We start from the raw sequence: 12,186 nt of genomic DNA, 5'->3' as shown, positions 1-12,186 counted from the left end.
CTCAGCAAACGGGAAAGTCGACGCACCCGCGCCCTGCCCGTTCGACCCTGCATCTTCAACACCGTGTGAGAGCAAAATCCTTGGATAGATACGACATCTGTATTTAGCCCGCACCCCGACATTTCAATCTGGCCGTGACATTGTTGTCAGAGCTTTTTAGCAGTGTGCCGTTTCATCCCGTGATGGAACACGCAACGCGCAGTCCGTGAATGCATCAGCTTGCACCCACGCGGGTCCATCAATATCGCAAGCGACAACGCCACGCTTCATCGGCTAATAATGCTCTCCCGCCGAAGCCCCGTTCGCTAGCGCCGACGTAGAACTCTCAATCTTGCTACCGCCGATGCTCATGCTGTCATTCCCAGCATCGTGCGCCTTTTTACAGCCCGCCATGCCGACGACGAGCGGGATCATCAAAAGCGTTGCAGCCACGAACCGTTTCATATCTGCTCCTCACGCGCTACCGCGCCTCATAAAACGCAGCAGTGCGCATGCCTGGCAACTCCGCGAACGGACCGTCAGCCAATCGAAGGACTCAGGCATAAACGATGCAGACACGACCGCATCGGTTTCGACTTCCAGAGGCAATGTCATGTCCGCCAGACCCGCCATCACCAGACATCCATCGAGGATAGCCCCGGCCATCTTCGAACTTATGAATCCCATCCCCTATGGACTCTTCGTCGGCACGTTGATCTTCGATATCACTTACATGACTACCCGTAACGTGCTCTGGGGCAAAGGCGCGGCGTGGCTCGTCACCGCAGGTCTGCTTATCGCCATCATTCCTCGTCTGCTCAACCTCGGTCACGTATGGGTGCAACGACGCCACGTGGTATCGCGCATCGAGAAGATCGACTTCTGGCTCAATCTGCTTGCGATTATCGCCACAATCGTCAACGCATTCGTGCATAGCCGCGATGCGTATGCGATGGTGCCGGAGAACGTCGTTCTTTCGGTCATCACCGTCGCGCTGCTGAGCATCGCCCATATCGCCATGGCGATGAACCGGCTCGATCTCGCGGAGGCGGCTCATGAATAAGCACACCGCGTGCGCGCTCGCCGTCGCCACCTCAGCGCTAATAAGCGCATGCAACGAACACGCGCAATACGACGCGGCGCATCAGGCAGGCTCTAATCCACCCATGCCCGAAGCGCGCAACTTCTTCGCACCGCCGATGCAGGTGCCGAAATACGTCGGATGGAAGGACGGCGCCACGCCAAAAGTCGCCGACGGTCTGAAGATCGAGAAGATAGCGTCAGCGCTCGTGCATCCTCGACAGGTCTATGCGCTTCCCAATGGCGACGTTCTCGTGGCTGAATCGAATAGCCCGAATGAAGAGGCCGTGACTACGCCGAAGCAACTCATCGCGGGACTGATCGAGAGCAAGTCGGGTAAGAAGGCAAAAGGCGCGAATCGCATCACGCTGTTGAGAAAGTCGGCCGATGGCAGCGGCGAATGGGAGCGGCATGTGTTCATCGACAATCTGCATTCGCCCTTCGGCATGCAGCTTGTCGGAGACACGCTTTATGTCGCCGATACCGATGCGATCCTGAAGTTTCCCTATAAGACGGGCGAAACGAGCATCAACGAGCGCGGCGTCGAGCTCGCCGATCTCCCCGACACGATCAACCATCACTGGACCAAATCCTTGCTCGCGAGTCGTGACGGCAAGAAGCTGTATGTGGGCGTCGGCTCGAACAGCAATGTCGGCGAGAACGGTCTGGACGTCGAGTATCGTCGCGCGGATGTGCTCGAAGTCGATACCGCAACAGGCGCAAGCCGCATCTATGCGGCCGGCATTCGCAATCCGACCGGACTGCAATGGGAACCGAAGACAGGCCAGTTGTGGGCAATCGCGAACGAGCGTGATGAAATCGGCGCGGACCTCGTGCCCGACTATCTCACCTCAGTGAAGGAGCATGCCTTCTACGGATGGCCTTACAGCTATTACGGCCAGCATGTCGATCCGCGCGCACAGCCGCAACGTCCCGACCTGGTCGCCAAGGCGATTGCTCCGGACTTCGCGATCGGCTCGCATGTCGCGCCACTGGGACTGACCTTCTATACCGGCGACAATCTCCCGGCGCAGTATCGCGGCGGCGCATTTATCGGCGAGCATGGCAGTTGGGACCGTACGCCGTTGAGCGGCTATGTAGTCTCGTACGTGGCCTTCGATAACGGCAAGCCCGTCGGCTCGCCGAAGGATGTCGTCACGGGCTTTACATCGGCGGATCAGAAGGAATTGTATGGCGCGCCTGTGGGTGTGGCGCAGGATCGCCAGGGTGGCCTGTTGATTGCCGATGATGTCGGCAACGCAGTGTGGCGTGTGACGGGCGCGGGCAGTTGATTGCGAACACCTCCCCTCCCACGCAGGTCTGCGGAAGCGCACTTTACTCGAGTCGACAAAACTCCGTCGGATAAAGATCGGCGCTTTGATCCAGATTACCAGTCGTGGCATATAGCAAGGGTCGCGCATGTGGAACCAGGACCGCTCCGTCGACTACTCGGCCCACAATCAATCGATGATCCCCGGCCTCGACATCGGTGACTGTCTGACACTCGAAATACGCGAGCGCGTCGAGCAATAGCGGCGCGCCCGTAAGACCCGCTCGCCATGGTGTCGACGATAGCTTATCGACCTCGCGGCCCGATCGTGTTCCGAAGTGCGCGGCCAATGCCTGCTGTTCCGCGCGCAGTACATTTATCGCAAAGACTCGCCCGCTCTTCAGAATTGCATAGGAAGCGTGTGCCGGATTGATGCTGAGCGCCACAAGCAGAGGGCGAAAGGAGACCAAGACGACGGAGCTCGCCGTGAAAGCATTCCGCACCTCGCCGCGCGCGACGCCGATCACATGGACGCCTGTCGTCAGTCGCCGGAAGAGATCCGCCAAGCCGTTAGCCATAACATCGCCCTCTGAATAGCCTGCCCCGTGACTTCGTTGATCGACATAATCATTGATGCACGAACCCAACCAACGCTTTTTCAAACCACACGGCTGGATCATCCGACATGCGACGATAACCGCTGCTCTCGCAGGCGCGCGAGGCACTCCGCTCGGCCGGCGTCACGAAAAGCCTTATCCGGTGATAACCAAGCATGCGCGCTTGCTCTTCCAGATACGACAGCAAAGTCGCTTCAAGGCCGCGATATTGCAGCCGAACATAAAAGAGCCGCACTTCGGCTACGTGATAGCTTTGCCGTCGAATCGCCCCGCATCCCATTGCTTCGCCCATCGAGTTTCTCGCGAGCACGAAGCGGGCGCGCATGCTTCGCAGATCGCTATACGCGATGCAATGCTGCGCGCCCTGCCCTGTCGTCACCGCAAGATAGGCCGAGCGTTCGTCGCATAGCATGCGTGCGTCGAGCGAGTCCGGGTCTTCGCTGCCGATGTAGATAGTCTCGAAGTCGGTCATGCTTGCCTCTATATCGAAAGGAGCCGGAAGATTCTTTCCGTTGATCTCTGTAGCAACGAGCATTCCGACAGGCGCCAATCAGACCTTCAGCTTCTCCGGCGTGGTCACTGGCTCGGCAGGATCCACGCGCGCTTCGAGCACGGCCGCCTTCGACGATCCCAATAGCGACGCGATGGCTGGCCTCACTTCATGCGGGTTCGCGCATCGAAAGCCGTCCGCGCCGCATGCCATTGCCACCTGTGCGAAATCGATGCCGCCTAGTTCGCAACCGTATGGAGGATTGCCGAGCTCCTTCTGCTCGAATACGACTTCCGCGAGCATATCGTTGCGCAGCACCACGATCTTGACCGGCAAGCCGTACCGGACCGCCGTCGATAGCTCTGCCATCAGCATCGCAAAGCCGCCATCGCCGACGATCGCCACGACCTGTCTGCCCGGATAGGCCAGTTGCGCGGCAATCGCGAACGGCAGACCCGGCGCCATCGTCGCGAGCATGCCGGTCGCGACGAGCTGCTGGCCCGAGCGTATCGTCAGGAAACGCGCCGCGAAATGCGTGTTCGCGCCGCAATCGAGGCAGACGAGCGCATCGGGCGCCAGCGCATCGCTGATCGCGCGGATGACGGATTGCGGCCTGAGCGGCGTTCGGTCCACGGCGGCGACGCGGTCCAGCAATGCGTTCCAGCGCGCGACACTAGCCTGCGTTTCATGCAGGAACTCCGGATCTTTCGGACGCAGCATCGGCAGCAGCGCGCGCAGCGTTTCCCGCGTATCGCCGACGAGGCCGACTTCAACCGGAAACCGCAAGCCAACGCGGTCCGCTTTCGCGTCTATCTGGACGCCGCGTGCCGCGCCCGGCTTCGGATACGAATCGATCCACGGCATCGTCGTGCCGATGATCAGACACGTGTCGCAACGATGCATCGCCTCTTCAGACGGCACCGTGCCCAGATGTCCGATGCCGCCCGTCGAATAAGGCGAGTCGTCGGGCATGACCGCGCGCCCGAGCAGCGACTTCGCGACGGGCGCATTGAGCAGCCCGGCCAGTTGCCGCAATTCGTCGGTTGCGCCGAGCGCGCCCTGCCCGGCAATGATCGCGACGCGATGACCCGCATTGATCACATCGGCCGCGGCGCGCAGATCATACGGCGACGGCGCCGCCGCCGGCTGGCTCCACGCCGTCGACGTGCGCACGCCGTGATTTTCCGTGGACGGTTTGTCATCCGCGAGACGCTGCGATTGGACGTCCTTCGGTATCGTGAGATGCGCTACGCCTCGGTTGCCGAGCGCATGACGGCAGGCGATATCGGTCACGGTCAGCGCATGACGCGGGCCCGTCACGGCCACGTTATAGAGCGCGACATCGGCCATCAGCGCGGTTGTTTGAACACCTTGCTGAAAGCGCGTGCCGAGCAGATCGTGAAACGTAAGACCGGTGATGGCGAGAACGGGCGCGCCGTCCATGTGCGCATCGTAGAGGCCGTTCAGCAGATGCACGGCGCCCGGTCCGGTCGTCGCGATGCACACGCCGAGCCGCCCGGTCGCCTTGGCCCATCCGGATGCCATGAACGCGGCCGCTTCCTCGTGACGAACGCCTACGTAGCGAATGCGGTCCTGGTGCCGGCGCAGCGCTTCGATCAACGGATTGATGCCGTCGCCGACGATGCCGAAGACATGATCGACATCCCACGCAAGCAACGTCTGCACGATGATGTCGGATGTCGTCGCGTCGCTCGCGGGGTCGAATTGCGGCTGACGCTCGCGATTCGGCGCTTGCCCGCGTGCGGACGGCGATGTCTGCGCTTGCGCGGATGAAAAGTTGCCGGCTAATAAGGTCGCGCCGCCAAGTGCCGCGGCGGTTATGACCGAGCGGCGTTGTGCAGAGCGGGGAGCGTCCAGTAACCGAGCGTGCTCGTCTGGATCAAAGGAGAAGTTTGAGCCCATCTTGTGCTCCGCCTGAGTAGCCGATACGCCGCATGTTATGGCGAGGCGGTTTCGTCGGCCGGGATGGATAGCCGCCCTCCTTCACGCAAGCAAGCAGCTCGCCTTACAGATCACCTCGTTTTCTAACGACGCTTTCAAGCGTTGAAGCACGCGTCGTTATTTCGATGCGCTGAATTTCGCTCCACGCCGCAGCCGTATCGGGCCGTGAATCGTTGGATCGGCATCGAGCGTCGATCCGCCTTGCGTGATTACGACCCTTTCTTCGCGCGCCATGCGCGCTGCGACTTGCCTCACTCTGGGCATCGATGCGCGCCATTCGTCTTCGTTGCAAAGAAGCGTGCGCGCGACGTCCGATGGACAAATTGAGCTTGTTGGAGCGCGGCTGCTGAGCAGTTCCAGTACGCAACGTTCGATGTCGAGATCCGTGATGGTCATCGTGTATTGCCTTCGAGCTGGGGCCGGCAATATGCTGCGGCCGCGTCTGTCAGAGCGACGCTATGCACTTCCTCCGGCGATGCCAAATGCACCGCGATAATCTCACGGTTATCGAGCCGCAATTCGGGCATGGAATCGAGGTGCAGTTCAAAGAAATGCACGGTGTCTCGTCGTCCGTCCCATATCCCGCAGGCGCTACCCGCCGGACGTAACGAATGTGACGAGAGGCCAATCTCTTCCTTCAGTTCGCGCACCGCCGCCGCATAAGGCGTCTCGCCAGGGCTGACGCTACCACCTGGCAAATTCCACTCGTTCCGATACGATGACTTCACCAGTAAGAGCATCCCCGCGACGTAGATCGCCACGAGCGCGCCTTCATGGTCTGGCCGTCGCAGATGCCACCATGCGCGAGCGAGCCGAAATCCAAGGCGAAGCAGCATACGCCACACAGAGTCGATAAACATCGTGGATCGCGCTTGCTCGAGGTTCGGCGTAAGGGCGCTATTCTTGTCGATCATAGGAAGCTTTTTCGGTCGTCTCACAGCAAGCTTGTTCAGTGTGAGATGTTCGCCTCACAGTCTTCCCAATACCGCAGCGGATTTCGATTGTCTGGATAGCGCGAGTTGAGCCACGTCGAAAGCCTGGTCCATTCCGGGTGATTCGTACCGGTTTGAGCCGACCAGACCGATGATCTCTCGAGGATCTGACCGGTCCCGCGATCGCGGACGATCAAGCTGCCCAATCCGCTCGAACTGTTCGCCTGCGACTCGACCAGATAGCGCGGCAAGACCCTCAGCTCGGCATCTTTTGCCCAGCCGTACACGGCGCGGACCACGTCGGATGGATCTCGCAATTGCGTGGGTCCGGTTTCCGGGCGCACGGCTTTCCAGCCCTCGGGGAAGTCGGCGACGACTTCCTTGTCAGTCACCCTCACCCACTTCACGCGCCATGCGCGGGCAAGCGCCTCACGCATGCGCGAAGCCGACTCGTAGCCGCTCGGCAACTCGATCGTGACTGGAAGCGTGATGAGATTGTCTTTCCAAAGTTTCGCTTCGTCGTCGACACGCTTGGCTACGACAAACGAATCATCGCCGAATGGATTCGCTGGCCGACTCGCGGACGTCGATGTCCCGGCAGGCAGGCCCTCGAAAAGCCGCTCGGCATCCTCGCGGGTAAGTTTCGTCTTTCCTTTTTTCATCGAATTCTCTGCAATAGGGTTGTTTTGCTGACGTCTTTGGCCATGACTGTCGAAGCCGGAACCTGCCCTGTACAAGATCGTATTCTGCTCCGTCCGCGTGGAACGCGCGATTTCTCGACATCAAATGCGATCCTCGGAAACGATGACCGTTTGACCGCCTACGAGCAGCACCTCGGCGCCTTGTGACCGGTATTAGTAAGTATTTTTTTTGCACAATCGCGTTAAGGGTAAACGCGAGTAGGATGATATCAAAGATAAAACGTCAATCGCTGCAACCGCCGCGCACTTAGCCCTGGGAAGCAATGGCAGCTGTGACACGTCCCTATCTAATCCACGCTTGGTCCGAGTTCAAGCCATTTCAAAATAAAGAGTCCAATGAAAAATATCAACCTCGCAGCCGTAAGAAGCAATTCGAGTCATCCGCCGTTCGAAAGCTCATCGGTTCCCCACATCGGCCTATTCGTTAGCGCCGCTGCCAAAAACGACTTGCTCGATCCTCACTCGGTGGAGATACAAGGCAAAACGACTCGCGGTCCCCAATGGCTTTCCGGTCGGTTTTCTCATTCCACAGGCGTACACGATTTCAAGGTCTATGTACCGTCGGGTTATCGAGGCGAACCCACATCTCTGATCGTCATGCTTCACGGCGCGAGCCAGGACGCCGACGACTTTGCACTCGGCACCGGAATGAATCACGCTGCTGAAAGCGGCGGTTATATCGTCGTCTATCCCGAGCAGGGAACGAGCGCCAACATGTTCCGATGCTGGAATTGGTTTCGGCCCGCCGATCAGGTACGAGATACCGGCGAAGCGTCGATCATCGCCGGAATCACCCGCGAAGTGATGGCGTCCTACGAGATCGACCCGAGGCGCGTTTTTATCGCTGGAATGTCGGCGGGCGCTGCGATGGCCGTGAACCTTGCAGTCACTCATCCCGACCTCTACGCGGCGGCGGGGCTTCATTCCGGCTTGGCCTTCGGCGTCGCGGACGAAGCGTTTTCCGCGATGGCCGCAATGAGGATGGGAACCTCCGCCGCCCAGCTGAGCACCGCGCGCGACGCCCTGGGCGTGGGACGTTCGGTGCCGCTCATCGTCTTTCATGGCGATAAGGACACGACAGTGCATCCGCAGAATGCCGAAGTGCTGATGCAGATGCATCAAAGCCTGATGCTCGGCGCCGATGAGGCGAGCGCATCGGTCACAACGGAGCTCGGCCAAGTGGAGCAAGGCTATCCCTACACCCGTAGTACGTTTCGTCGCAGCGGCGGCGAGGTTTTCGGCGAACAGTGGCTGATCCATGGGATGGGTCATGCCTGGTCGGGCGGCGACCCGAACGCCACACATACGGATGCCCGCGGACCGCATGCCGCGCGAGAGATGATGCGTTTCTTTGAAGCCGTCACGGACGCGCGATAGAAGAGCCGCGCCATGATTAAATGGGTCGTTTATACCTTTTTGACGCTTTCGAGGACGCAAAGATAACGGGGCAGCGTAAAAAATACGAGCGTTGTCGGATAGATGAAATAAGCCTTGACGCTCGAATTTAATGCTGTAGAGTGAATTTCACTGTGCGGTGCAGCAACCAATTATCCGCATATTCCAGAATTCCAAACCCGCCTAAAATTCAACGGAGCAATCCATGTTTTTATTTTCCCCGCAACAAATGGCATCTTTTCAGAAAGCCCGTTTTCAGGCGTGGATGAGCTTAACCGATAAGTATATGGACGGTTTTCAGAAACTGACGCAACTGAATGTGCAAACGATCAGAACGCTCATTTCCGAAAACGAGGGTGTAACTCAACGAGCGCCTGAAAATGCAAGCGACGTGAGCGAATGGCAATCGAAATTGCTTACGCAAGTGCCGGAAAAAGCGGCATCGTATAGCAGGCATTTTTGCGCGATCGTTTCGGCGACAGGCGAACAAGTGGCACGAGAGGCGCAAAGCCAGTTCGAATCATACGGCGGTCACATGAACGAGATGTTCAAGACTGCGGTCGATCAAGCGTCCGAGGCGTCGGAAAAGGCTGCTGTGGCCTTGGAAACGAACCTGAAGCAAGCGACCACCGCCTCTGTCGAGGCGACGGCCAACGCGGCAGATTCGTTTGCTAAGGAAACGCAGTCCAATGTGGCGGTCGCAAGCAATGCCATGAAGACCAGCGTGGACACTGCCATACAGTCGATGAACAAGCCGAATCAAAAGCATTAAGCATTTGCTGTTGAGCTGTTTGAGAACGAACCGCTGCAAAGAAGACCCGCTTACGAGCGGGTCTTCGTATTCTGTGCTCGATCAACACGTCAAGCCGCCGTCGCGTGACACCACGCCGTTCCAGGTCCTTGAAACATGCTTCGGCTCGGAAGGGTCCCGGCGCCGCGCTGCTTAACGCGCCTTGGGCAATTAATCCCTTCGATCTTGCTCTCGTGAGCAGAACTCGCTTATTTGCGCTCTTCGAAGCGGCAGAAGCTTGCAGATAACGCCCCACCCCGTCCTCCGCGCCACTTGGGAATAGCCCTTGCGCTACTAGTCTGAACTCCCACATCCGAAATATCACATGTTTCGGGTTCCTAACTTCACGGATACTAAAATGCGCTTACTCACTACACAAGACGGTCTTCCCCGTATCTCATGGGGTGCCGTCATCGCCGGGGTCATCCTCTCCCTCATCGCTTATCTGATCCTTACGGTACTCGGAACCGCAATCGGCGCATCTATTCTGTCGCCGCTTACTCAACCCGATCCCTCGCGCGGTTTCGCGTTCGGTTCGGGCGCTTACATGATCGTGATGACGGTGATCGCGGTGTTCGTCGGTTCATATTTCGCCGGTCGATGCGCGCCGGTGTTGGGTTGGCTTCACGGCCTCCTCGCCTGGGCGGTGATGATCATCGTGATGGCGTACGGCGCCACGTCGCTGATGGGAAGCGCGGTCAGCGCCGCGGGCAGCGTCGCATCGACGGCAACGACTGCAACGGCCGCAGCGAGTCCGTCCGCAGCCAGTGGAACAATGATGGGTTCGCTCAAAGCACAAGTGCAAGGCGCGGTGGCATCGGCGACAGCAATGGCATCCAGCCCGCAAGCTGAAGCCGACGCGCGCCAGGCCGCCGACACGGCAGCACGCGGCGTCGCACGTGCCTCGTGGTTCTCGTTCGCAGCGCTCGTGGTCGGCATGATCATCGCCATCGTCTCCGGCGGCGCGGGCTTTCGTCATCAGCCGCCGATCGAGGACGCTGGTGGTGCCGCATATGAAGGCGACGCCGCCCGGTCGCCGAAACGCACCATTCCCAGCAATCGTCCTGCGCACTGAACGACCCATCTTGCGAACCGGAGCACGGATATGAGCGGCGACGTGGAACCTACGCAGAACGTCGGCATTGAGTCGGGCACGCTGGTCGCGAGCGAAGAGCGGCTTGCGCTCTCGGCCCGCGAAGAGGAAACCGGCGCTGTTCGCGTTCGCACTGTCACCCATACCGAACTGCGTGAGCTTCCCGTCGTCTTGCATAGCAGTGCAGTCCAGATAGAGCGCGTCGCAATCAACGAATTCGTCGATGCTCAGTTTGCCCCGCGCAACGAGGGCGACACTTTGATCGTGCCCGTCTTCGAGTACGTGCCGGTCACTGAACTGAAGCTGATGCTCAAGGAAGAGCTACGTATTACGACCGTCGTCTCCACGGAGACTGCGGTCCACGTCGCAGAGGTGCAGCGTCAGCAAGTCGTCGTAGAAAGACGAGTCGGATCAGCTGGAGACTGGATTGCGGACCCCGCGATACCGTCCTCAGGCGTGGGCGAGTCCGCTTCAAATCCCGCTGTATAGATTTCATCTTCCCGGCTGGCCTTCAGGCTGCCTAACTAATTGGAGTTTCACATGAGCCAGGTAATCGTAGGTGTATTCGACTCGTATCAAGAAGCTGAGACTGCGGTGTCCCGCCTGGTCGAGAGCGGCCTGAACCGTAGCGACATGGAAGTGCACGCGACTGAGCAAGGCGCGTCGAGCGACCCCGCTCTATCGGACGCTCGCACGTCGACCGCGACGACCGACGAAGTCGGCGTGTTCGGCAAGATCGAACACTTCTTCAGCAACATGTTCGGCGCCGACGATCGGCCGGAAGAAGTCGGCCATTATCAGGAAGCGGTTCGTCGCGGCGGCGCGTTGCTGACCGTCACGGTCGTCGATGAAGCGCACGTCGGGATGGTTCGCTCGACGATGCACGAGGCAGGTGCCGTCGATGTCGATGAGCGCGCTGCGCAATGGAAAAGCAACGGCTATACAGGCTTCGACGCGACAGCCAAGCCTTACACACCGGATGAAGTCGCAGCAGATCGCAAAGCGTTCGCTGTGACGCGCGAATCGCTCGATGTAGGCAAGCGCGAAGTGGAAACCGGCGGCGTGCGGGTCTATTCCCGTGCCACGGAAACGCCTGTCTCCGAGTCTGTGAATCTGCGCGAAGAACACGCGACGATCGAGCGGCGCCCCGTGGATCGCGTTGCCACGGCAGCGGATCTGAAGGAAGGTTCGGTGGAAATTCGCGAGACGGCCGAGCATGCGGTGGTGGCAAAGACGGCTCACGTGATCGAAGAAGTCGTCGTGGGACGCGAGGCCACGGAACGCACGGAAACCATCAACGAGACGTTGCGCGGCACGGACGTCGAGGTCGAGCGTGTCGGTGGGAGCGCAACGGAGTCGGAACTGCCGCGTAGCGTGCAGAGCGCGGACGATCCGATCATCAAGACATCGACGAAATCGGTATAAGTCAAGACAAGGCGATGCTCCACTATATGTTCGGCGCTCGCCTGCTCAGAGGAGCATCCATGAAAAATCCCTGGACGAAGAAGAATCCGTTCATGAGCATGTGGTTGAGCGGTGCGAACAAGGTGATCGGATCGGCGCGAGGTCGCGCGAACGCCGCAGCGAAACGCGGTGTCGTCGATTTCTGGACCGCGGCGCTTACACCCGACAAACCCAGAAAGCGCAAAGTAAGTCGATAACTCTTTTGCGGCAGTCACCTCTCCCCACATAAACCCTTCAGCAACTGATGCAACCACGCCAAAGCGACAATCGCTTTGAGAACTGAGCGCCTTCATGAGAAGGCGTGCCGCGTCAACTTTGACGCGGGACCGCTCGGCGAAACATCGTCGCTCGCGAGAAACGTTCATCGAGCGATGAACGTCTCACGCATAGTGCGAAAGCTTTCTTTAACGGAA

15 protein-coding genes are annotated in these 12,186 nt (G+C 59.3%); 8 read left to right on the top strand and 7 right to left on the bottom strand.

Translation table 11 applies throughout. From position 1 onward, the window contains the following. Positions 1-273: 273 nt before the first annotated feature. Positions 274-444, bottom strand: coding sequence for a hypothetical protein (locus tag NCS28_RS17990; RefSeq protein WP_250515119.1), 171 nt, complete (start codon positions 442-444; stop codon positions 274-276). Between the two features lie 211 nt (positions 445-655). Here NCS28_RS17990 and NCS28_RS17985 point away from each other — a divergent pair, with 211 nt between their 5' ends. Together NCS28_RS17985 and NCS28_RS17980 are read left to right on the top strand one after the other, a co-directional pair. Beyond that, on the top strand, positions 656-1,042 hold the full coding sequence (locus tag NCS28_RS17985; RefSeq protein WP_250515118.1) for a DUF2231 domain-containing protein: 387 nt from the start codon (positions 656-658) through the stop codon (positions 1,040-1,042). Continuing rightward, a complete protein-coding gene (locus NCS28_RS17980) occupies positions 1,035-2,351 on the top strand; it encodes a PQQ-dependent sugar dehydrogenase (RefSeq protein WP_250515117.1) in 1,317 nt (438 codons plus the stop codon). The genes NCS28_RS17985 and NCS28_RS17980 overlap by 8 nt, the downstream gene beginning before the upstream one ends. A 43-nt stretch (positions 2,352-2,394) precedes the next feature. Here the strand turns inward: NCS28_RS17980 and NCS28_RS17975 are convergent, their stop codons facing one another. From NCS28_RS17975 to NCS28_RS17955, 6 genes are all read right to left on the bottom strand, one after another. Beyond that, positions 2,395-2,895 carry a flavin reductase family protein gene (locus NCS28_RS17975; RefSeq protein ID WP_350029801.1) on the bottom strand — a complete coding sequence of 167 codons (501 nt, stop codon included), beginning with the start codon at positions 2,893-2,895 and terminating at the stop codon, positions 2,395-2,397. Between the two features lie 61 nt (positions 2,896-2,956). Then, positions 2,957-3,418 (bottom strand): GNAT family N-acetyltransferase, encoded by a 462-nt coding sequence (locus NCS28_RS17970; RefSeq protein WP_250515115.1) that lies wholly within the window; start codon positions 3,416-3,418, stop codon positions 2,957-2,959. 78 nt (positions 3,419-3,496) lie between these two features. Further along, complete coding sequence (locus NCS28_RS17965; RefSeq protein ID WP_284505014.1) at positions 3,497-5,359, bottom strand: thiamine pyrophosphate-dependent enzyme; 1,863 nt, start codon at positions 5,357-5,359, stop codon at positions 3,497-3,499. Between the two features lie 156 nt (positions 5,360-5,515). Then, the gene (locus NCS28_RS33360) at positions 5,516-5,794 is read right to left on the bottom strand and encodes a DUF3253 domain-containing protein (RefSeq protein WP_350029800.1); all 279 of its coding nucleotides are present in this window, start codon (positions 5,792-5,794) and stop codon (positions 5,516-5,518) included. Next, positions 5,791-6,312: an NUDIX domain-containing protein gene (locus NCS28_RS17960; protein WP_250515113.1), complete on the bottom strand. Its 522-nt coding sequence runs from the start codon at positions 6,310-6,312 to the stop codon at positions 5,791-5,793. Before NCS28_RS17960 ends, NCS28_RS33360 begins: the two co-directional genes overlap by 4 nt. 35 nt (positions 6,313-6,347) lie before the next feature. Further along, positions 6,348-6,992, bottom strand: a complete 645-nt coding sequence (locus tag NCS28_RS17955; protein ID WP_250515112.1) for a hypothetical protein — start codon at positions 6,990-6,992, stop codon at positions 6,348-6,350. Between the two features lie 375 nt (positions 6,993-7,367). On the opposite strand from NCS28_RS17955, the gene NCS28_RS17950 reads away from it, so the two are divergent. The 6 genes from NCS28_RS17950 to NCS28_RS17925 all read left to right on the top strand — a co-directional run bounded on the left by NCS28_RS17950 (position 7,368) and on the right by NCS28_RS17925 (position 11,970). Further along, positions 7,368-8,408: an extracellular catalytic domain type 1 short-chain-length polyhydroxyalkanoate depolymerase gene (locus tag NCS28_RS17950; RefSeq protein ID WP_250515111.1), complete on the top strand. Its 1,041-nt coding sequence runs from the start codon at positions 7,368-7,370 to the stop codon at positions 8,406-8,408. Positions 8,409-8,631: 223 nt separating this feature from the next. Further along, complete coding sequence (gene phaP / locus NCS28_RS17945) at positions 8,632-9,198, top strand: TIGR01841 family phasin (RefSeq protein WP_250515110.1); 567 nt, start codon at positions 8,632-8,634, stop codon at positions 9,196-9,198. Between the two features lie 376 nt (positions 9,199-9,574). After that, positions 9,575-10,291, top strand: a complete 717-nt coding sequence (locus NCS28_RS17940) for a hypothetical protein (protein ID WP_250515122.1) — start codon at positions 9,575-9,577, stop codon at positions 10,289-10,291. A gap of 30 nt (positions 10,292-10,321) precedes the next feature. Further along, positions 10,322-10,798, top strand: a complete 477-nt coding sequence (locus tag NCS28_RS17935) for a YsnF/AvaK domain-containing protein (RefSeq protein WP_250515109.1) — start codon at positions 10,322-10,324, stop codon at positions 10,796-10,798. A gap of 51 nt (positions 10,799-10,849) precedes the next feature. Continuing rightward, positions 10,850-11,734: a DUF2382 domain-containing protein gene (locus tag NCS28_RS17930; RefSeq protein ID WP_250515108.1), complete on the top strand. Its 885-nt coding sequence runs from the start codon at positions 10,850-10,852 to the stop codon at positions 11,732-11,734. A gap of 59 nt (positions 11,735-11,793) precedes the next feature. After that, positions 11,794-11,970: a hypothetical protein gene (locus NCS28_RS17925; RefSeq protein WP_250515107.1), complete on the top strand. Its 177-nt coding sequence runs from the start codon at positions 11,794-11,796 to the stop codon at positions 11,968-11,970. Positions 11,971-12,186 lie beyond the last annotated feature (216 nt).

The sequence above is a fragment of the Caballeronia sp. INDeC2 genome, from assembly GCF_023631325.1.
Taxonomy (GTDB): Bacteria; Pseudomonadota; Gammaproteobacteria; order Burkholderiales; family Burkholderiaceae; genus Caballeronia.
Note: the sequence above shows the minus strand (reverse complement) of the source record. Positions and strands in the feature narration are given on the sequence as shown.